This window comes from Salipiger mucosus DSM 16094 (assembly GCF_000442255.1).
GTDB classification, from domain to species: Bacteria; Pseudomonadota; Alphaproteobacteria; order Rhodobacterales; family Rhodobacteraceae; genus Salipiger; species Salipiger mucosus.
Genome location: NZ_KE557273.1, coordinates 226,379 through 245,529 on the forward strand (window position 1 = coordinate 226,379; position 19,151 = coordinate 245,529).

At 69.4% G+C, this 19,151-nt stretch carries 19 protein-coding genes; 13 read left to right on the top strand and 6 right to left on the bottom strand.

The window, feature by feature from the left end; translation table 11 throughout:
* Window positions 1-4 precede the first annotated feature (4 nt).
* Window positions 5-1,015 (bottom strand): DUF5671 domain-containing protein, encoded by a 1,011-nt coding sequence (locus SALMUC_RS01170; protein ID WP_020040932.1) that lies wholly within the window; start codon window positions 1,013-1,015, stop codon window positions 5-7.
* A 207-nt stretch (window positions 1,016-1,222) separates the two neighbouring features.
* On the opposite strand from SALMUC_RS01170, the gene SALMUC_RS01175 reads away from it, so the two are divergent.
* Window positions 1,223-2,086, top strand: coding sequence for a D-amino-acid transaminase (locus tag SALMUC_RS01175; protein ID WP_020040931.1), 864 nt, complete (start codon window positions 1,223-1,225; stop codon window positions 2,084-2,086).
* Between the two features lie 87 nt (window positions 2,087-2,173).
* Here the strand turns inward: SALMUC_RS01175 and SALMUC_RS01180 are convergent, their stop codons facing one another.
* From SALMUC_RS01180 to SALMUC_RS01195, 4 genes are all read right to left on the bottom strand, one after another.
* Window positions 2,174-3,358, bottom strand: a complete 1,185-nt coding sequence (locus tag SALMUC_RS01180; RefSeq protein WP_020040930.1) for a TIGR03862 family flavoprotein — start codon at window positions 3,356-3,358, stop codon at window positions 2,174-2,176.
* A 174-nt stretch (window positions 3,359-3,532) separates the two neighbouring features.
* A complete protein-coding gene (locus SALMUC_RS01185) occupies window positions 3,533-4,588 on the bottom strand; it encodes a betaine/proline/choline family ABC transporter ATP-binding protein (RefSeq protein ID WP_020040929.1) in 1,056 nt (351 codons plus the stop codon).
* A gap of 10 nt (window positions 4,589-4,598) precedes the next feature.
* A complete protein-coding gene (locus SALMUC_RS01190; protein WP_020040928.1) occupies window positions 4,599-5,636 on the bottom strand; it encodes an ABC transporter permease in 1,038 nt (345 codons plus the stop codon).
* Window positions 5,637-5,732: 96 nt separating this feature from the next.
* Window positions 5,733-6,704, bottom strand: a complete 972-nt coding sequence (locus SALMUC_RS01195) for an ABC transporter substrate-binding protein (RefSeq protein ID WP_020040927.1) — start codon at window positions 6,702-6,704, stop codon at window positions 5,733-5,735.
* A gap of 453 nt (window positions 6,705-7,157) precedes the next feature.
* Here SALMUC_RS01195 and SALMUC_RS01200 point away from each other — a divergent pair, with 453 nt between their 5' ends.
* The 12 genes from SALMUC_RS01200 (at window position 7,158) to SALMUC_RS01255 (ending at window position 18,116) form a co-directional block, all read left to right on the top strand.
* Window positions 7,158-7,463: an HNH endonuclease family protein gene (locus SALMUC_RS01200; RefSeq protein WP_037370946.1), complete on the top strand. Its 306-nt coding sequence runs from the start codon at window positions 7,158-7,160 to the stop codon at window positions 7,461-7,463.
* A 60-nt stretch (window positions 7,464-7,523) separates the two neighbouring features.
* On the top strand, window positions 7,524-7,916 hold the full coding sequence (gene ybgC, locus SALMUC_RS01205) for a tol-pal system-associated acyl-CoA thioesterase (RefSeq protein WP_020040924.1): 393 nt from the start codon (window positions 7,524-7,526) through the stop codon (window positions 7,914-7,916).
* Window positions 7,917-8,068: 152 nt separating this feature from the next.
* A complete protein-coding gene (gene tolQ / locus SALMUC_RS01210; RefSeq protein ID WP_020040923.1) occupies window positions 8,069-8,764 on the top strand; it encodes a protein TolQ in 696 nt (231 codons plus the stop codon).
* Between the two features lie 3 nt (window positions 8,765-8,767).
* Window positions 8,768-9,253, top strand: a complete 486-nt coding sequence (gene tolR, locus SALMUC_RS01215; protein WP_020040922.1) for a protein TolR — start codon at window positions 8,768-8,770, stop codon at window positions 9,251-9,253.
* A gap of 9 nt (window positions 9,254-9,262) precedes the next feature.
* Complete coding sequence (locus SALMUC_RS01220) at window positions 9,263-10,423, top strand: hypothetical protein (RefSeq protein ID WP_021119684.1); 1,161 nt, start codon at window positions 9,263-9,265, stop codon at window positions 10,421-10,423.
* A gap of 106 nt (window positions 10,424-10,529) precedes the next feature.
* Window positions 10,530-11,858 carry a Tol-Pal system beta propeller repeat protein TolB gene (gene tolB, locus SALMUC_RS01225; RefSeq protein WP_020043229.1) on the top strand — a complete coding sequence of 443 codons (1,329 nt, stop codon included), beginning with the start codon at window positions 10,530-10,532 and terminating at the stop codon, window positions 11,856-11,858.
* Between the two features lie 120 nt (window positions 11,859-11,978).
* Complete coding sequence (pal, locus tag SALMUC_RS01230; RefSeq protein WP_020043230.1) at window positions 11,979-12,509, top strand: peptidoglycan-associated lipoprotein Pal; 531 nt, start codon at window positions 11,979-11,981, stop codon at window positions 12,507-12,509.
* Window positions 12,510-12,517: 8 nt separating this feature from the next.
* Window positions 12,518-13,369 (top strand): tol-pal system protein YbgF, encoded by an 852-nt coding sequence (gene ybgF / locus SALMUC_RS01235; RefSeq protein WP_037371038.1) that lies wholly within the window; start codon window positions 12,518-12,520, stop codon window positions 13,367-13,369.
* Complete coding sequence (tilS, locus tag SALMUC_RS01240; protein WP_020043232.1) at window positions 13,366-14,655, top strand: tRNA lysidine(34) synthetase TilS; 1,290 nt, start codon at window positions 13,366-13,368, stop codon at window positions 14,653-14,655. Before ybgF ends, tilS begins: the two co-directional genes overlap by 4 nt.
* A gap of 75 nt (window positions 14,656-14,730) precedes the next feature.
* A complete protein-coding gene (gene ftsH / locus SALMUC_RS01245) occupies window positions 14,731-16,647 on the top strand; it encodes an ATP-dependent zinc metalloprotease FtsH (protein ID WP_020043233.1) in 1,917 nt (638 codons plus the stop codon).
* A 59-nt stretch (window positions 16,648-16,706) separates the two neighbouring features.
* Window positions 16,707-17,420: a methyltransferase domain-containing protein gene (locus SALMUC_RS01250; RefSeq protein WP_020043234.1), complete on the top strand. Its 714-nt coding sequence runs from the start codon at window positions 16,707-16,709 to the stop codon at window positions 17,418-17,420.
* A 96-nt stretch (window positions 17,421-17,516) separates the two neighbouring features.
* On the top strand, window positions 17,517-18,116 hold the full coding sequence (locus tag SALMUC_RS01255) for an MOSC domain-containing protein (protein ID WP_020043235.1): 600 nt from the start codon (window positions 17,517-17,519) through the stop codon (window positions 18,114-18,116).
* A gap of 55 nt (window positions 18,117-18,171) precedes the next feature.
* Here the strand turns inward: SALMUC_RS01255 and SALMUC_RS01260 are convergent, their stop codons facing one another.
* The gene (locus tag SALMUC_RS01260) at window positions 18,172-18,978 is read right to left on the bottom strand and encodes an EF-hand domain-containing protein (protein WP_020043236.1); all 807 of its coding nucleotides are present in this window, start codon (window positions 18,976-18,978) and stop codon (window positions 18,172-18,174) included.
* Between the last annotated feature and the right edge of the window lie 173 nt (window positions 18,979-19,151).

Below are 19,151 nucleotides of genomic sequence, written 5' to 3' on the forward strand. Positions count from 1 at the left end.
GCGTTCAGCCGGGCAGGTCGGTGCGGATGCAGGCCGTGTCCTCGCTGAGTGTCACGTCGTATTGCCGGATCGCGACCGGGGCCTCGACCGTGGTGCAGAGCTCGAAGGCCTCCGGGCCGGCGGGGCTGTACGCGATCTCGGAGGCGAAGCCGGTGAGCTCGCGCCGGTCGCGGGCGCAGGAGAGCGGGTCGAAGGTGTCGGGGAGAGTGTCTTGATCGAAGGCGTCGCAGCGGACCATGTCGCGGGCCAGCGTGCGCATGTCGGCGAGACGTGCGCGGTCGCGCTGTTCGGCGCGCCCCTGCGCCGGGCCGCCGACGACGGCGAAGGAGAGGGCCAGCACCAGCAGGCCGAGCCCGGCCATGGCCCAGCCGGCGGGCTGGCGCGCCGCGCCGTCGCCGGGCACGCGGGTCTGCCGGAAATAGGCCAGGACGAGGCCCGCGAGGCCCGCGACGACGACGGATTTCACCAGGAAGCGCGCGGTCATCTGGCCGTCAAGGAAGGTGTAGATCAGCACCAGTGCGTCGCCCATGAGGATGATGACCGCGATCAGCATGGCCACCGCCGAGAGCCAGCGGCGCACGCTGCCGTGGCGCCGCGAGGGATCGGTGCGGCCGGCGCGTGCGTCGGCGCGGTCGAGCGCCCAGAAGGCCGGCAGGAAGACGATCAGCGCCGCCATCGACCAGCGCATGCCGCGCGGCGCGTAGCGCGCAGGGGCGCCGGGGTCGGGCAGCCAGGCCTCGATCTGCTCGAAGGCGAGCGACAGGACGTTGCCGGCGACCATGCCGAAGGTCACGAAGAGCAGGACGTAGAAGACCGCTTCGCGCGCGGCGCCCGAGCGCACCGGGCGGGGCACCGGCCCTGCGGGGGTGACGCGATCGGACCAGGCGGCGAGGGCCGCCTCGGCCTCGGTGTCGCTCCAGCCCGCGGCGGAGAGGTCGGCGCGGATGGCTTCGCGCGGCTGGCCGTCTCGCAGGGCGTCGCGGACGTAGGCGGCAAGGTCGGGCGGTTGGGGCATGGGGGCTCTCTGCTGGCGGCGGTCCGGTCCGGCGGCCGCGGCGCGCCGGGTGCCCCCCGATATGATACGTCCGGATTTGTCATTCAATCGCCGGCGGTATAGCTGGGGCAGCCCCGTGGCGCCCGGCCGCCGGCGCCCCATATCCGCGATGCCTGCCCGGAGCCTTCGGAGGCATCGCCCGACCCATCGACCGACAAGGAGCACGTCATGACCCGCACAGTCTATCTCAACGGTGAATATCTGCCGGAAACCGAGGCGAAGGTCTCGATCTTCGACCGGGCCTTCCTGATGGCCGACGGCGTCTACGAGGTGACGAGCGTGCTGGGCGGCAAGCTGATCGACTTCGACGGCCACGCCAAGCGCCTCGAGCGGTCGCTGGGCGAGCTGGACATGAAGGCGCCCTGCTCGAAGGAGGACCTGCTGCAGATCCACCGCGAACTGGTGGCGCGCAACGGGATCGAGGACGGGCTGGTCTACCTGCAGGTGACGCGCGGCGCGCCGGGCGACCGCGATTTCGCCTTCCCCGATCCCGAGACGACCGAGCCGACGCTGGTGCTCTTCACGCAGAGCAAGCCGGGGCTGGCCGATGCGCCGGCGTCGCGAACCGGGATCAAGGTGATCTCGATCGACGACATCCGCTGGGGCCGCCGCGACATCAAGACGGTGCAGCTGCTCTACCCCTCGATGGGCAAGATGATGGCCAAGAAGGCGGGTGCCGACGACGCCTGGATGACCGAGGACGGCGTGGTGACCGAGGGGACCTCGAACAACGCCTACATCGTCAAGAACGGCAGGATCGTCACGCGCTCGCTGTCCAACGACATCCTGCACGGGATCACCCGTGCCGCCGTGCTGCGCTTTGCGCGCGAGGCGCAGATGGAGGTCGAGGAGCGCGACTTCACCATCGAGGAGGCGCGCGAGGCGGACGAGGCCTTCGTGACCTCGGCCTCGGCCTTTGTCCTGCCGGTGGTGCAGATCGACGAGGCGGTGCTGGGCGACGGCGCGCCCGGTCCGGTGGCGAAGCGTCTGCGCGAGATCTACCTCGACGAGAGCCGCAAGGCCGCGATCTGAGCGGCGCTCCTCCGGCGCCTTGCAGGGGCGGCGGGGGAGGGATGCCTCCGGCGGGCGTATTTTCCGGAAAGATGAAGGGGCGGGCGCTCAGGTTCCGGCGAGGTAGCCCGCGGCGCCCTGGCCGGCGCGCAGCCCGGTCGCGAGGCAGCCGGTGAGCAGGTAGCCGCCGGTCGGCGCCTCCCAGTCAAGCATCTCGCCGGCGCAGAAGGTGCCCGGGCGGCCTGTCAGCATGAGGGTCTCGTCCAGGGCCGCGAAGGGCACGCCTCCGGCGGTCGAGATCGCCTCGTCCATCGGGCGGAGCCCCGCGTGCGGGACGGGCAGGGCCTTGAGCAGCGCCGCGAGCGCGCGCGGTTCCTGCGGCAGCGGCCGGGCGCATTCCATCAGCAGGGCGCGGGCGGCGGGCGCCAGCTTGACCGCACGGCGCAGGTGGTTGGCGAGGCTGAGCTTGCCGCGCGGGCGCGCGAGCCGCTTTTCCAGCGTGGCCGGGTCGGTGTCAGGCAAAAGGTCGACGCTCAGCGCTGCGCTCTCGCGCAGGGCGGGGGAGAGCGGGTAGAGGCCGCCGCCTTCGAGCCCGCGGGCCGAGATCACCGCCTCGCCGCGCGAGGAGAGATCGCCGGCCTGAAAAGCCACGTTCTTGAGCGGCGCGCCGAAGTGGGGGCGCATGTGCTCGGACCAGTCGACGCAGAGCCCGGCATTGGCCGGTCGGAAGGGCGCGACAGGGAGGCCCTGGGCGGCGAAGTACCCGGCCCAGGCGCCGTCGGAGCCCAGCCGTGCCCAACTGGCGCCGCCGAGGGCCAGGACTGTGACCGCGGGCGTCACGCGCCGCGCACCTTCGGGCGTGTCGAAGAGGCAGGCGGTGCCGCCCCAGCCCTGCCAGCGCCATCGGGTGTGCCGCTCCAGCCCCATGCCATCGAGCCGCGCGAGCCAGGCGCGCAGCAGCGGCGAGGCCTTCATCGCGAAGGGAAAGACGCGGCCGGTGGAGCCGGCGAAGGTCTCCTGTCCCAGCCCCGCGGCCCAGGCGCGGACCTGTGTGGGACCGAACGCCTCGAGCAGCGGACGCAGGGCCGGGGCGGCCTCGCCGTAGGCCGCGAGGAAACGCTCGAAGGGCTCGCCGTCCTTGGTGAGGTTCAGGCCGGACTTGCCCGCCATCAGGAGCTTGCGCCCCAGCGAGGGCTTGGCCTCGGCGAGCGTGACCGCGTGGCCGGCGGATAGCAGCGCGTCGGCGGCCATGAGGCCGGCAGGCCCGCCGCCGATGACGAGGGCAGGGGTCATGCCGCCCCCGCGCGGCGAATGTGTCTGTGCCGGATGCTCATCTTTGTCCTGCCGATCGGATGCGGCCGCACTGTTGCCGCGCGGGGCGCGTGAAGGCAAGGGCCGCGCGGCGGACGCAAAAGCGCCGGGCCCGTCTCGAAGCCCGGCGCGATGCTTTCCCCAAGGGAAATGCGGTCAGGATGCCTGGCGGATGCCCTCGTCCGAGGCGTGGGTGGGCACCAGCGCCTTGACCACCTCGGTCATCGCGAGCGTGCCGACCTGCTTGCCGTCGCGCATGACGCGGAAGCTTCGGTCGATCTCGCCCTTGGCCTCGGCGATCACGTCCTCGAGCGTGTCATCGGCCTCGACCGTGCCCGAGAGGTTGGCCGGTTCGGCCTCGCTCTCGTCCATGATCGTGCGCGCGCGCAGCACCCGGGCGCGGTTGATGTCCGAGACGAAGTCGATGATGTAGGGATCGTTCGGGTTCATCAGGATGTACTGCGGTTCGCCCTGCTGGACGACCTCGCCATCCTTCAGGATCACGAGGTGATCGGCCAGCTTCAGCGCCTCGTCGAGGTCGTGGGTGATGAAGACCACCGTCTTCTGCAGCTCGGTCTGAAGCTCGAGCAGCAGGTCCTGCATGTCCGTCCGGATCAGCGGGTCGAGCGCCGAGAAGGCCTCGTCCATCAGCATGATGTCCGAGTTCGACGTCAGCGCCCGGGCGATGCCCACGCGCTGCTGCATGCCGCCCGAGAGCTGGTGCGGGTACTGCGGTCCCTGGCCCTCGAGGCCGACGCGGTCGAGCCACTTGGTCGCCTCGGTCTCCCAGTCGGACCGCTTGGCGCCGTCGACGATCATCGGGGTCGCGGCGTTCTCGAGCACCGTGCGGTGCGGGAGAAGCGCGAACTTCTGGAACACCATCGACATGCTCTCGCGGCGGAGCCGGCGCAGCTGCGCGTCGCTGTAGTCCATGATGTTCTCGCCGTTCACGATCACCTCGCCGGCGGTCGGGTCGATCAGCCGGTTCAGGTGGCGGATCAGGGTCGACTTGCCCGAGCCCGAGAGGCCCATGATGACCGTGATCTCGCCCGGCCGCATTTCGACGTTGATGTCGCGCAGGCCCAGAACGTGGCGGTGTCCCTCCAGCAGTTCGGCCTTGCTCATCCCGTTGCGGGCGTGCTCGAGCGCGCCCTGGGGATCCTCGCCGAAGATCTTGTAGAGGTTCCGGATGGAGATCTTTGCGTCTGACATATCGGCCTCCTCAATTGTTCTGCGCGGCATTGACGCGTGCGAGCGCCGCCTTGGTGGAGCGGTCGAGGATGACCGCGAGGAGGACGATGCCGAGGCCCGAGATCAGACCGACGCCCAGTTCGAGGTTCCGGATGCCGCGCAGCACCAGTACGCCGAGCCCGGGGGCCGAGACCAGCGAGGCGATCACCACCATCGCGAGGCTCATCATGATCGTCTGGTTCACGCCGGCCATGATGTTGGGCAGCGCGAGCGGGATCTGCACGCCGTAGAGCTTCTGCTGCTTGGTCATGCCGAAGGCGTCCGCGGCCTCGATCACTTCCTTGTCCACGAGTCGGATGCCGAGGTTCGTCAGGCGGATCACCGGCACGATGGCGTAGAGGATGATCGCGATGCCGTAGAGCTTGGGCTCGGTCACCGAGAAGAGGAAGATCAGCGGGATGAGATACACGAAGGGCGGCAGCGTCTGCAGCATGTCGAGCACCGGGATCATGGCGCCCTGCAGCTTGTCGGATCGCGACATGGCGATGCCGATGGGCACGCCCAGCAACACGCATATCAAGGCGCAGACGAAGATCACCGCGAGCGTCTGCATCGCGTAGTCGTAGTAGTCCACGAAGGCCAGCAGCGCGAGGGAGGCGACCACGAAGGTCACCAGCTTCCAGGAGCGGCTGACGAGGAGAATGATGATGCCCAGCAGCGGAATCATGATCCACCAGGGCGTGGATTGGAATGCCGTGAGGGCGTATTCCAGTGCCCAGCTGAGGGGCTGCGTCAGGGGATCGAGCACGTAGCTCAGCGAGTCCTTGACGTCGAGAAAGCCGCGCTCCAGCCCGCGCGTCACCTCACGCGATTGCGGAAAGGTCGCACAGGCGTCGTTGAGCGCGTCCATGGAAGGGAAGGGTAGCTCCCAGATCGAGCGTTCGGGCGCATCGCCGCCGCTCTGATTCACGAGATCCGCCATGGACATCGGCGCGGAGGAGCCACCTTCTTCGTCCCCGCACCAATCGCGCAGTCCCACCGAATCGAATACCCAGTCGTAGGTCGCCATTGGTTCGTCCTGTTGGTTCTTGGGCACCTTCGTGGTGCCTTAAATGAATGACGGGACGGCCTTGCGGCCGCCCCGTTTTCGAAGCAGCGTCGAGGATTACTGGGACAGAACGCCCTGCAGGTTTTCCGTCGCGCTGTCGTTGATCCAGCCGGACCATTCATCCTGGTAGTTGGTCAGGAAGTAGACCGCGCCTTCCTCGCCCGAAGCCGAGTTGTCCTGCATCCAGGCCACGATGGCGTTCATCGTGTCGACGTCGAAGGTCATGTTCGACAGGAAGTCGGTCAGGTCGGGGTATTCTTCGGAGAAGTCCGTCGTGACGGCCGTCAGCACCGGAGCTGCCGGGAAGCCGGTCTTGCCGACGTCCGAGGCATCGGCGTTCTGCGCCTCGTCGTGCACTTCCTTGTTGTAGCCGCCCATGTCGACCTTGACCATGTCGTAGCGGCCCAGCGGTGCGGTCGGCGCCCAGTAGTAGCCGAACCAGGGCTCTTCGCTCTCGTAGGCCGAGGCCATGGAGGTCGCCAGCGTCTCGCCGGAGCCGTGGTTGAAGACCTCGATGCCGGCCTCCTCGACGCCGAAGGACGGCAGGATGTTGTCGTTGACCACGCGGCAGCCCCAGCCTTCGGGGCAGTTGTGGAAGCGGCTGCCGACCAGCTCGGGGTTCGCGAGGATGCCGTCGATGGTCTTCAGCTCGGGGTGCTCCTCGGCAAGGTAGGCCGGGATCCACCAGCCTTCGACGCCACCGGGCGACAGCACTTCACCCAGCTCGGTGATGCGGCCCTCGTCCTTCAGGCGCTGGTAGACCTCGCCCGTCGAGTTGGTCCAGAGCTCGGTCACGATGTCAGGCTCGCCGTTCTCGGCCACCGAGGTCACGGCAGGCACCGTGTCGGAGGGCACGATCGAGACGTTGCAGCCGTAGCCCTGCTCCATGATGAAGTTGGCCACGTTGGTGACGACCGAGGCCGAGGCCCAGTTCATCTCGGTGATGGACACCTCGCCGCAGCTGTTGTCCTGCGCGAATGCGGGTGCGGCCAGAAAGCCGATGGCGGTCGTGAGCATGATGCGTTTCATGACATCTCCGTCGGTAGTGAAAAGGAAAGGGTGCACTTTGCCCGGTCCGGCCGGCCGCCCGAGCGGCGTGCCGGCATCGGCGAAAACCTGCTTTCGGGCGATGGCACACGGCCACCGCCCCGGATGTTCACGCGGGCAAACATGGCCGGGGAGGTACATCACGACCACGCGATGTAAAGGGCAGGTTCCCGCCGACCGGGGTGTGTTACGCAACGTGACTCTCTGGTGTCGCTTCGGCGAGACGTGGGGTAGTGGTTTGTTATATATTATAAAATCGCATCCGGGCGACGCGATTAACCAAGCCGGAACGTCCTGAAGGATTTTTTGCTGAAAACGAGACGCGCCGGCCGGAATGGCCGGCGATCCGGCCTGGGCGGGTGTCCGCCGACCTTGACCCGCGACGCCTCTGCGCCAGACTGAAACCCGCCAAGATCCCGTCCGGAAGAGGCCGCTCTGACCGATACCGATGACCCCGTCTGCCCGCTCTGCCTGCGCCGGATCCCGCCGGAGGCGCGCCAGAGCCTGCACCACCTCGTGCCCAAGCTGAAGGGCGGCAAGGGCGGTCCGGTCGTGCTGCTTCACCAGATCTGTCACAACGAGATCCACGCCCGCTTCACCGAGGCCGAACTGGCCCGCGAGGCGAACACGCCCGAGGCGCTGCGGGCCGATCCGCGTATGCAGGGCTTCCTGAAGTGGGTCGCCAAGCGGCCGCCCACCTTCCACTCGCGCAGCGCCGGCGGGCGGCGAAAGCGGCGCTGAGCGGGGCGCTTGCGCCCGCGGCGCGCGGTGGCCTACAGCTTCGGCCAGGTATCAGGAGGGATGGCGATGCACGAGTTTCAGGTGCGGGTTTACTACGAAGACACCGACATGGCGGGCATCGTCTACTATGCCAACTACCTGAAATTCATCGAGCGCGCCCGCTCCGACTGGGTGCGTGACCTCGGGATCGACCAGCGCGCGATGCGCGACGTCGAGGGTATCGTCTTCGTCGTCCGCCGGGTCGAGGCCGACTACCTCGCGCCGGCGCATTTCGACGAGGAACTGACCGTGCGCACCTCGGTCATCTCGTCGAGCGGCGTGCGGATGCTGCTCACGCAAGAGGTGCTGCGCGAGGGCACGCCGATCTTCCAGGCCGAGGTGACGCTCGTGGCCGTCACTACCGAGGGCCAGATCGCGCGCCTGCCCGAGGCCCTGCGCCGGCGCATCCACTGAGCCGCCCGCAAGGCACGGCGGCAAACCGCCGATCCGGCGACTGCCTGCCGTCTGACGGCAATGTGTTGGCCTTTGACCTGCAAATCGGGTAAACGTGCGGTTAATGAGAGCCTCGACAAAGCTGAGGCCGACGAGGAAAAAAGAGCAGGCTCATGGAAGCAGAAACCCTTGCCCTGGCGCAGGAGATCGATTTCTCCATGTTGGGGCTGTTCGCGCGCGCGACACTGACCGTCAAGCTGGTGATGATCCTCCTGATCGCGGCCTCGGTCTGGTCCTGGGCGATCATCATCGAAAAGGCCGTCTCCTACCGCCGGGCCCGCCGCGAGGCGGCGCGCTTCGACCGGTCGTTCTGGTCGGGCGAGCCGCTCGACGAACTCTACGACCAGATCGGTCTCGACCCCGCGGGCCGCGCCGAGCGGGTCTTCGTCGCCGGCATGACGGAATGGCGCCGCTCGCACCGCGACGATGGCGCGCTGATCCCCGGGGCGCACGCCCGCATCGACCGCTCGATGGACGTCTCGATCCAGAAGGAGGCCGAGTCGCTGCAGAAGGGGCTGCCGGTGCTGGCGACCGTGGGCTCGACCGCGCCCTTCGTGGGCCTGTTCGGCACGGTCTGGGGCATCATGCACGCCTTCATCGAGATTGCGCAGCAGCAGGACACCTCTCTCGTCGTGGTGGCGCCCGGCATCGCCGAGGCCCTGCTCGCGACCGGGCTGGGCCTGCTCGCGGCGATCCCGGCGGTGGTCTTCTACAACAAGTTCTCGGCCGACTCCGACCGGGTGATCTCGGGCTACGAGGCCTTCGCCGACGAGTTCTCGACCATCCTCTCGCGCCAGCTGGATTCCTGACCGATGGGCGCGGGCGTGATGAAATCCGGAGGCGGGGGCGGCGGCCGCAGGCGGCGTCGCCGCAGCGGGTCGCGCGGCCAGCCCATGGCCGAGATCAACGTCACGCCCTTCGTGGACGTGATGCTGGTGCTGCTCATCATCTTCATGGTGGCGGCGCCGCTGTTGACCGTGGGTGTGCCGGTCGAACTGCCCAAGACGGCGGCGAGCGCGCTGCCCTCCGAGGCCGAAGAGCCGCTGGCGGTGACCGTGACCGCCGACGGCACGGTGACGATCCAGACCACCGAGGTGCCGATGGACGAGCTGGTCGGCCGCCTGCGGTCCATCGCGACCGAGCGGGCCGATGACCGCATCTTCCTGCGCGCCGACGGCAATGTGCCCTACCGCACGGTGGCCGAGGTCATGGGCGCGCTGAACCGTGGCGGCTTTTCCTCGATCGGTCTCGTGACCGACAGCGGTGGCCCGGCGCTCGACGGCGCGGACGGCGGCTGAGGGGTTCCCTTGCGCAAGAGCCTCTACATATCGGGCGGGGCGCATGCCCTGTTGATCCTGTGGGTGATGCTGGGCAACGTTTTCCGTGCCAGCCCGCCCGAGGTGCAGATGACCGAGGTCTCGGTCATCTCCGAAGAGGAATTCGCCGCGCTCAGCTCGACCGAGAGCGCCCCTGAGGCCGAGACCGAGGACCCGGCGCCCCCCGCGCCCGAAGCCACGCAGGAGGTGGCCGAACCCGCGCCGCCCGAGCCCGAACCGGACCCCGCGCCGGAGCCCCCGGCGCCCGAGCCGGAACCGGCCCCCGAGCCGGTCTCGCCTCCCGACCCCGTCGAACCCGAGGCACCGCCGGTGCCCGAGTCGCCGACCGACACTCCGCCGGTCAACGCTCCGGACGAGACGGCGCGCCACGTGCCGCGCCCGGCGCCGCGCGTGGCCCCCGAGCCAGTCGCGCCGCCCGAGCCCGACACGACCGTCGCCGAGGAGACGCAGCAGGCCGCCACGCCCGAGGCCGAGAGCTCCGACGTGGCCGAAGAGGAGCAGGAGGCGACCGCACCGGAGGAGGCCGCGACCGAGATCGTGACCGAGGCCGAAGAGCCCGCCTCGGCGCCTTCTGCCCCTTCGGCCTCGGTCCGTCCCCGCACCCGGCCGCAGCAGCTGGCCTCTGCCGAACCCGAGGCCGAGCCCGCGCCGGAGGCCGAACCCGCCCCCGCGCCGGAGCAATCGGCGCCTGCCGAGACCGCGCCCCAGCCTGAACCGCAGAGCGACGAGTCCTCGGACGCGGTGGCAGATGCCATCGCCGAGGCGCTTGCCGGTGGCGGTGGCTCGCCCGATCGCGACGTGCCCGAGGGGCCGCCCCTGACGCGCGGCGAACGCGACGGGCTGCGCGTGGCCGTGCAGCGCTGCTGGGTCGTAGACGTGGGCAGCCAGGCGGCGAACGTGACGGTCACCGTGGGCATGAACATGGAGGCGGACGGCACGGTCGTGTCCTCGAGCATCGAGATGCTGGGCTCCGAGGGCGGCAACGCCTCGGCGGCCGAGACCGCCTTCCAGGCGGCGCGCCGCGCGATCCTGCGCTGCCAGGAAGGCGGCTATGACCTGCCGGCCGATAAGTATGGTCAGTGGCAGCGCATCGAGATGACCTTCAACCCCGAGGAGATGAGGCTGAGATGACCCGGTCGCCCGGCAAACCATCGCTGTCTCCGGTGCCGCGCTTTGTGGCGCGCGCCCGGTCCGCTATCATCGCGGCATCACGACCCCCGCAGGCAGGGAGAGCAGAATGACGAGACGGATCCTGGCCAGCCTTCTGGCCGCGCTGAGCATCGCGATGTTTCCGGTGGCGGCGGCCGCGCAGGACGACGGCCCGCTGCGCATCGAGATCACCGAGGGCGTGGTCGAGCCGCTGCCCTTCGCCGTGCCCGAGTTCGTGGCCGAGGGTGCCGAGGCACAGCAATACGCCCAGCAGGTCAGCCGGCTGGTGGCCGAGGACCTGACCGGCACCGGCCTCTTCCGCGAGATCCCGCGCGAGGCGCATATCAGCAACATCACCAGTTTCCAGAGCCCGGTGCAGTTCGCCGACTGGAAGGCGATCAACGCGCAGGCGCTGATCACCGGGGCGGTCTCCTACGACGGCAGCCGCGTGGTGGTGAAGTTCCGCGCCTGGGACGTCTTCGCCGGCACCGAGCTGGGGCAGGGGATGCAGTTCGCCGCCGCGCCCGACGGCTGGCGCCGGCTGGCGCACAAGGTGGCCGACCAGGTCTACTCGCGGCTCACGGGCGAGTCCGGCTATTTCGACAGCCGCGTCGTCTTCGTTTCCGAGAGCGGGCCCAAGGACGAGCGCCGCAAGCGGCTCGCGATCATGGACTACGACGGGGCGAACCTGCAGTACCTGACCGACTCCAGCTCGATCGTGCTGGCGCCGCGCTTCTCGCCCGGTGGCGATCGCGTGCTCTACACCAGCTACGAGACAGGGCGCCCGCAGATCCACGTCCTCGACGTGGGCGCGGTGCAGAGCCGGGTGATGCAGGCGGGCCAGGGCTCGATGAGCTTCTCGCCGCGCTTCTCGCCCGACGGCTCCAAGGTGGTCTATTCGCTGACGCAGGGCTCGAACACCGACATCTACGAGATGGATATCGCCAGCGGCGCGACGCGCCAGCTTACCATGGCGCCCTCGATCGAGACCGCGCCCAGCTTCTCGCCCGACGGCAGCCAGATCGTCTTCGAAAGCGACCGCTCGGGGCAGCAGCAGCTTTACATCATGCCCGCGAGCGGGGGCGAGGCGACGCGCATCAGCTTCGGACAGGGCCGCTACGGCACGCCGGTCTGGTCGCCGCGCGGCGATCTCATCGCCTTCACCAAGCAGAACGCGGGCCGTTTCCACATCGGCGTGATGCGCACCGACGGCAGCGAGGAGCGCCTGCTCACGGCGTCGTTCCTCGACGAGGGGCCGACCTGGGCGCCCAACGGCCGCGTGCTGATGTTCGCGCGCGAGACGCAGGGCGCACAGGGGGCCTCGTCGCTCTACTCGGTCGACATCTCGGGCCGCAACCTCAAGCGGGTGCGCACGCCCGACGGCGCCTCGGACCCCAGCTGGGGTCCGCTGCAATAATGATCCGCGCGCCGGCGGCACCCGTGAATTTTCCATGAAAATCCGGGGCTCCGCCGCCACGCGTTCCCAACCCCCGCAGGCTGTGCTAGCCTGCCCCCAACATACGAGCAGGACAGACCCATGACCCGATTTCCCAAGGCCCTGATGCTCATCGCGGCGCTCGGCGTGGCCGCGTGCACGAGCGGCAACCGTTTCGACAGCACCGCCGGCGGCGCGGGGGCAGGCGCGGGAGCCGGGACCGGCGCCGCAGGCGGCATCGTGCCCGGCAGCGCCAACGACCCGGCCTCGCCCGCCTACTTCAACCAGACCGTCGGCGACCGCGTCCTCTTTGCCGTCGACCAGTCGACGCTGAGCCCCGAGGCGCAGGCCACCCTCAACGGCCAGGCGCAATGGCTGCAGCGCAACAGCGACTACCTCGCCGTGATCGAGGGCCACGCCGACGAACAGGGCACGCGCGAATACAACCTCGCGCTCGGCGCGCGCCGCGCCAACGCGGTGATGGAATACCTCGTGTCGCAGGGCATCTCGTCCGATCGCCTGCGCTACGTCAGCTACGGCAAGGAACGCCCGGTCGAGGTCTGCTCGGTCGAAAGCTGCTACGCCAAGAACCGGCGCGCGGTGACCGTGATCTCCATGGGCGTCAGCAGCTGAGGCGCATGATGCGGGGCCGTGTTCTTCTTCTTTGTGCCGCGCTCGTCGCGGGTCCCGTCGCGGCGCAGGATGCCGCGACGCTTGCGGACATGCGGCAGGATCTCTCGATCCTGTCGGGCGAGTTGCAACGCCTGCAGCAGGAGCTCAACACCACCGGGCAGGGCGGCGTCACGGTCAGCGGCAGCACGCTCGACCGGGTGAACGCCATCGAGGCCGAGTTGCAGCGCCTGACCTCGCGGGCCGAGGAGCTCGGGCACCGCATCGACACGGTGGTCACGGACGGCACCAACCGGATCGGCGATCTGGAGTTCCGCATCTGCGAGCTGGAAGAGGGCTGCGACATCGGCAGCCTCGGCCAGACGCCCCCGCTGGGCGGCGAGGCGCCGGACACCGGCGGTGCGGCACCTGCGCCGGCGCCTGCCCCGGTCGAGGAAGGTTCCTCGGGCAGCGATCTGCCCTCGGGCGGCGCGCAGCTTGCCGTGGCCGAGGAAACCGATTTCCGCGCCGCGCAGGAGGCACTGAACACCAGCGCCTACCAGGAAGCCGTCCAGAAGTTCGGCTCGTTCCGCGAGACCTATCCGGGCAGCCCGCTGGAGCCGGCGGCGCTGCTGGGCGAGGGCAAGGCGCTGGACGCCACAGGCGACACCCGCGAGGCCGCGCGCCGCTTCCTCGACACCTACGCGACCTATCCCGAGAGTTCCTCGGCGCCCGAGGCGCTCTGGCGGCTGGGCGCGGCACTGGGCGAGCTGGGCAGCGTCTCCGAGGCCTGCGTGACGCTGGCCGAGGTGTCCGCGCGCTACCCCGACACGCCCGCCGTCTCCGAGGCCGCCGCCGAGCGGGACCGCCTGGGCTGCGAGTGAGCGACAGCCTGGAGGCGCGCTTCGCGGCGGCCATGGGCACGCTGCTGGGTCCCGGCTTTCCCGACGAGATCGCGCTCGCCGTCTCGGGCGGCGGCGACAGCATGGCGATGCTGACCCTCGCGCACAACTGGACGCGGGCCTGGGGCCTGCACCTGCGGGTCGTCACCGTCGACCACGGCTTCCGTCCCGGGGCCGCCGACGAGGCCGCCATGGTGGCAGAGGAATGTGCCCTGCTGGGTCATGACCACACCACGCTGCACTGGCGCTGGGACGGGCAGGGCAACAAGATGGACGCGGCGCGGCGCGGGCGGCTCGAGGCGATCGACGCCTGGCGGGGCGAGCTGCGTCACGTCCTCATGGCGCACACCCGCGACGACGTGGCCGAGACCTTTCTCATGCGGCTGGCACGCGGATCGGGGGTCGAGGGCCTCTCGGCGATGGCCCCGCTGCGGCACCTGCCTGCGCGCCAGCCTGGCGCGGAGGGCATGATCGTCGTCCGCCCCTGCCTCGACATGGGGCGCGAGGAGCTGCGGCACTACCTGCGCACGCTCAAGGGCCAATGGGTCGAGGACCCGTCGAACGAGGACCCGCGTTATGACCGGGTGCGCGCGCGGCGGCTGCTGTCCACGCTGAAGGAGGCGGGGATCGACACCGCAACGCTCTCCGCGACCGCGCAACGCATGGCCCGTGCCCGCGAGGCGCTGCGACGCCGCGCACTGGATGTCTGGCAGTCCATCGGCCGCAGCGATCCCCTGACCGGCGAGATCCTCTTCGACCGCGACGCGCTGGCCGGGATCGAGCGCGACACGCAGCTGCGCCTGCTCGCCGCCGCGCTGCAGGCCGTGGGCTCGGCGGAATACCGCCCCCGCGCCGCGCCGCTCGAGGCGCTGCTCGACCGGCTGCTCGCGGGCGGCGCGGGCACCCTCCACGGCTGCGAGGCGCGGGCCGGGCGCGCATGGCTGCGCATCTACCGCGAATACGCCGCTGTCGCCGATGAGGTCGTCGCAGCGGCGCCCGGTGCGGTCTGGGATCGCCGCTGGCGGCTGGCGGGCAAGATCCCGGATGGTCTCGAGATTCGCGCGCTCGGCGAGGCCGGCTGGGCGCAGTCCGCCGAGAGACCCGCATCGGCGCCGCCCCATGCGGTCGCCCGCGCGGCGCCGGCCCTCTGGAAGGGCGACCTGCTTTACGCCTGCCCGGCAATGTGCCATGGGCCGGCGGTCGATCTGCGCCTGACACCCTTGGGACAGGAGGACGCGGGGCTTGCCGCCGCCCTTCTTTCGCATTGAACCGGCGCCACCGATCCCTATGTTAAGGCAGACGCGCCCTGAGCGGGACGCACGACGCATGTGAGGAGGTCTTCCTTGGGCAACGCACGCAATATCGCCTTCTGGGTGGTGCTGTTTCTACTGATCCTGGCGCTGTTCAATCTGTTCTCGGGTGGCGGCAATACGCTGCAGAGCCGCGAGATCAGCTATTCCGACTTTATCGAGTCGGTGGAGGCCGGCGAAGTCGCCTCGGCCACGATCGACGGCGAGCAGGTCCGCTACCGCACCGACGACGGCACCGATTACGTGACCGTGAAGCCCGAGGACGCCGAGCTGACCGACCGCCTTGTCGACCAGGGCGTGACCGTGCGCGCGGAACAGCAGGAGCAGTCGGGCTTCCAGTCCTTCCTGATCTCGCTGCTGCCCTTCCTGCTGCTGATCGGTGTCTGGATCTACTTCATGAACCGGATGCAGGGCGGCGGCAAAGGCGGCGCCATGGGCTTCGGCAAGTCCAAGGCCAAGCTGCTGACCGAAAAGCATGGCCGCGTGACCTTCGACGACGTCGCGGGCATCGACGAGGCCAAGGAAGAGCTCGAGGAGATCGTCGAGTTCCTGCGCAACCCGCAGAAGTTCTCGCGCCTCGGCGGCAAGATCCCCAAGGGCGCGCTGCTGGTCGGCCCTCCCGGGACCGGTAAGACGCTGCTCGCGCGCGCCATTGCGGGCGAGGCGGGCGTGCCCTTCTTCACCATCTCGGGCTCGGACTTCGTCGAGATGTTCGTGGGTGTCGGCGCGAGCCGCGTGCGCGACATGTTCGAGCAGGCCAAGAAGAACGCGCCGTGCATCGTCTTCATCGACGAGATCGACGCCGTGGGCCGCAACCGTGGCTCCGGCTATGGCGGCGGCAACGACGAGCGCGAGCAGACGCTGAACCAGCTTCTGGTCGAGATGGACGGCTTCGAGTCGAACGAGGGCGTCATCATCATCGCGGCGACGAACCGCAAGGACGTGCTGGACCCCGCGCTGCTGCGCCCGGGCCGCTTCGACCGCCAGGTGACGGTGCCGAACCCCGACATCAAGGGCCGCGAGAAGATCCTCGGCGTGCACGCCCGCAAGACCCCGCTGGGCCCGAACGTCGACCTGCGCATCATCGCGCGCGGGACGCCCGGTTTCTCGGGCGCCGACCTCGCGAACCTCGTGAACGAGGCGGCGCTGATGGCGGCGCGCGTGGGGCGCCGGTTCCTCACGATGGAGGATTTCGACAACGCCAAGGACAAGGTCATGATGGGCGCCGAGCGCCGGTCGATGGTCCTGACGCCCGAGCAGAAGGAAAAGACCGCCTACCACGAGGCCGGTCACGCCGTCGTCGGCCTGACGCTTCCGCAGTGCGACCCGGTCTACAAGGCGACGATCATCCCGCGCGGCGGTGCGCTTGGCATGGTGGTCTCGCTGCCCGAGATCGACCGCCTGAACTGGCACAAGTCCGAGTGCGAGGAAAAGCTGGCCATGACCATGGCGGGCAAGGCGGCCGAGATCATCAAGTACGGTGACGACATGGTGTCGAACGGCCCCGCCGGCGACATCCAGCAGGCCAGCGCGCTGGCGCGTGCCATGGTGCTGCGTTGGGGCATGTCGGACAAGGTCGGCAACATCGACTATTCCGAGGCGCACGAGGGCTACCAGGGCAACACCGCCGGCCTCTCGGTCAGCGCGCACACCAAGGAAATGATCGAGGACGAGGTCAAGCGCTTCATTCAGGACGCCTACGAGCGCGCCCACACCATCCTGACCGAGCGGAAGGACCAGTGGGAGCGGCTGGCGCAGGGCCTGCTGGAATACGAGACGCTGACCGGTGACGAGATCAAGCGCGTCATGAACGGCGAGCCCCCGCACGAGGGCGACGATTCCGGCGCCGCGGCCGAGGACGACACGCCCAGCGTGACGGCCATTCCCAAGACCAAGCCCAAGGCGAAGCCCGCGGGCGAGGGTGGAATGGAGCCCGAGCCGAGCACATGACGCCTCCGCGAGAGACGGACTGGGACCCCGGAATCTATCACAGGTTCCGGGGTCATCGTTTGAGACCCGCCATCGACCTGCTGCGCGCCGTCGGTCCTCTGCCCGAGGGCGCCGTGGTCGACCTGGGTTGCGGCAGCGGCATGGCCGGCCCCGCGCTGCGCGAGATCGGCCGCCGCCTGCTGGGCGTCGACCTCAGCCCCGCGATGCTGGCAAAGGCGCGGGCCACCGGGGTCTACGACGCCGTGACCGAAGGTGATGTCGCGGACTGGACCCCGGACGAGCCCGCCGCGCTGATCTATTCCAACGCCGTGCTGCACTGGCTCGACGACCACGAGACGCTGCTGCCGCGCCTTGCTGCCATGCTGCCGCCGGGCGGCACGCTGGCGGTGCAGGTGCCCCGCCAGAACAACGCGCCCTCGCACCGGCTCTGGCTCTCGCTGGCGGACGAGCTCTTTCCCGGCCGCGTGGATCACGACGCGCTGCCCGAGGTGATGCTGCCGGCCGAATACCACCGCCTGCTGGACCCGCTGGGTCACGTGACCATGTGGGAAACCGAGTACTACCAGGAGCTGGAGCCCGAACCCGGCGCCCATCCCGTGCGCCGTTTCACCGAGGCGAGCTTTGCCCGCCCGGTGCTCGCCCCGCTCGACGAGGCGGAGCGGGCGCGGCTGATCTCGGCCTACGAGGCGGTGATCGGCAAGGCCTACCCGGCCGGCCCCAAGGGGCGTGTGCTGTTCCCCTTCCGCAGGCTCTTTTTCACCCTGACGGTCTGAGCGTCGTTGCGCGAATTCTGCGTGAATGGGCTGGCTTCGGGTTGGCGCCCTTGGCGCACTGGGGCAGGTTTGGCCGACTGGAAAAGAGAGGTCGGCATGCCCGCATTGAAGCCCACGGATTTCATCGCACGGATCGAGTGGATGGGGCGCGTGCCGCTCGGCGACAGCGGGCTGCGCTCGGTGCCGGTCGAGACGCTGGAGTTGGGCTTCGACGGCCCGCAGGGGGAGCGTCACGCCGGGCTCACGCGGCCCTCGTGCAGCCGCGTCACGGCGCAGCACGTCCGCGGCACCGAGATCGCCAACGCCCGGCAGCTGTCGATCCTGTCGGCTGAGGAACTGGACGAGATCGCCGCGAAGATGGGGATCGAGGCGCTCGACCCGGTCTGGCTGGGAGCGAGCATGATCGTCTCGGGGATCGGCGATTTCAGCCACCTGCCGCCCTCGTCCCGGCTGCAGGCCCCCGACGGGGCGACGCTGGTGATCGACATGGAAAACCGTCCCTGCAACCTGCCCGCCCGCGAAATCGAAAGCGAGCGCGAGGGCTTCGGCAAGCGCTTCAAGACGGCCGCCAAGGGCCGGCGCGGGGTCACCGCCTGGGTCGAACGTCCGGGCCGCCTGTCGCTGGGCGAGCCGCTGCGCCTGCACATCCCGCATCAGCCGGTCTGGACGCATTACGACGAGGCGCGCGCGGACTGAAAAGGCCCGCGCAGCGGACTGCGCGGGCCTGCAGGCTCCCGTTCCGGGCCTTGTCTTACATCACGTAGAACCAGAAGACCGGCGCGCCGGTCTTGTCCGTGGCGTCTGCCGACTGCTCGTCGCTGCCGGATTGCGGCTCGGCCGCCTCGGCGGCACGGTCGGCCTTCATCGCGTTCATGCGGGTGTACTCGGACTGGTTCAGGTCACCCGAATTGTCCGCGTCCGCCGCCTCGAAGTCGCGGCCCAGCGTGTCGCGCATGTCCGGGATCTCGGCCTGCTCGACGCTCCATTCCTCCTCGGAGAGCGAGCCGCTGGAGTCACTGTCCAGCGAGTCGAACATCGCGGCGTTCTGGGTCGCCATGTCCTCGGCCGAGGCGCCGTCCCAGCCGTCGAGACCGAAGGCCTGCTTGTCGAAGGTCAGTCGCCCCAGATCGGCCTCCGAGCCGCTGTCACGCGCTTCGGCGCCGGCGTTCATGAACTCCTCGCGGCTCAGCTCACCGTTCCCGTCGGTGTCGTACTGGCCCATGTTGTCGGCGCCGCGGTCGGACTGTGCCGACTGCGTTCCGGCGCCCGCGTTCATGCAGTCGAGGAACTCTGCCTGCTGCACGATCCCGTCGCCGTTCTCGTCCATCTTCTTGAACGAGCGCTCGCTGGCCTGCTTGATCTCCTTGTCGCTGATGAGGCCGTCGTCGTTCATGTCGAACTGCGCCTGGCCCTGATCACACAGCATCGTCTGCGTCTGGGACGAGGGGCTCATGTCGGTCTCGCCTGACTGCGTGTCGGTGGCAGCCAGCGCCGGCACGGCGGCGCCCATGGCCAGAACGGTGGTCGTGGTGAGACAGGTCTTGCGCAGAGTACGCATGACGATCCTCCTTCCCTTGAGCGGTTCGATTGTAGACGGCCGCGGCGTCGTGTCTGTCGTCCTCGGCGTCTGCCTGCACAACGTATGCCCCCGGGTCTTGTTCCTGCAGGCGCTTCGCGCCGCTGCGGAGCCGCCAAAGGTCGGAATTCCGGGGGCAGACCCTTGTCTTGCAG

Coding starts and splice junctions, on each gene's coding strand:
- SALMUC_RS01170 (WP_020040932.1), bottom strand. CDS start 1,015: ATGCCCCAACCGCCCGACCTTGCCGCCTACGTCCGCGACGCCCTGCGA.
- SALMUC_RS01175 (WP_020040931.1), top strand. CDS start 1,223: ATGACCCGCACAGTCTATCTCAACGGTGAATATCTGCCGGAAACCGAG.
- SALMUC_RS01180 (WP_020040930.1), bottom strand. CDS start 3,358: ATGACCCCTGCCCTCGTCATCGGCGGCGGGCCTGCCGGCCTCATGGCC.
- SALMUC_RS01185 (WP_020040929.1), bottom strand. CDS start 4,588: ATGTCAGACGCAAAGATCTCCATCCGGAACCTCTACAAGATCTTCGGC.
- SALMUC_RS01190 (WP_020040928.1), bottom strand. CDS start 5,636: ATGGCGACCTACGACTGGGTATTCGATTCGGTGGGACTGCGCGATTGG.
- SALMUC_RS01195 (WP_020040927.1), bottom strand. CDS start 6,704: ATGAAACGCATCATGCTCACGACCGCCATCGGCTTTCTGGCCGCACCC.
- ybgC (WP_020040924.1), top strand. CDS start 7,524: ATGGCGATGCACGAGTTTCAGGTGCGGGTTTACTACGAAGACACCGAC.
- tolQ (WP_020040923.1), top strand. CDS start 8,069: ATGGAAGCAGAAACCCTTGCCCTGGCGCAGGAGATCGATTTCTCCATG.
- tolR (WP_020040922.1), top strand. CDS start 8,768: ATGGGCGCGGGCGTGATGAAATCCGGAGGCGGGGGCGGCGGCCGCAGG.
- tolB (WP_020043229.1), top strand. CDS start 10,530: ATGACGAGACGGATCCTGGCCAGCCTTCTGGCCGCGCTGAGCATCGCG.
- pal (WP_020043230.1), top strand. CDS start 11,979: ATGACCCGATTTCCCAAGGCCCTGATGCTCATCGCGGCGCTCGGCGTG.
- ybgF (WP_037371038.1), top strand. CDS start 12,518: ATGCGGGGCCGTGTTCTTCTTCTTTGTGCCGCGCTCGTCGCGGGTCCC.
- SALMUC_RS01255 (WP_020043235.1), top strand. CDS start 17,517: ATGCCCGCATTGAAGCCCACGGATTTCATCGCACGGATCGAGTGGATG.
- SALMUC_RS01260 (WP_020043236.1), bottom strand. CDS start 18,978: ATGCGTACTCTGCGCAAGACCTGTCTCACCACGACCACCGTTCTGGCC.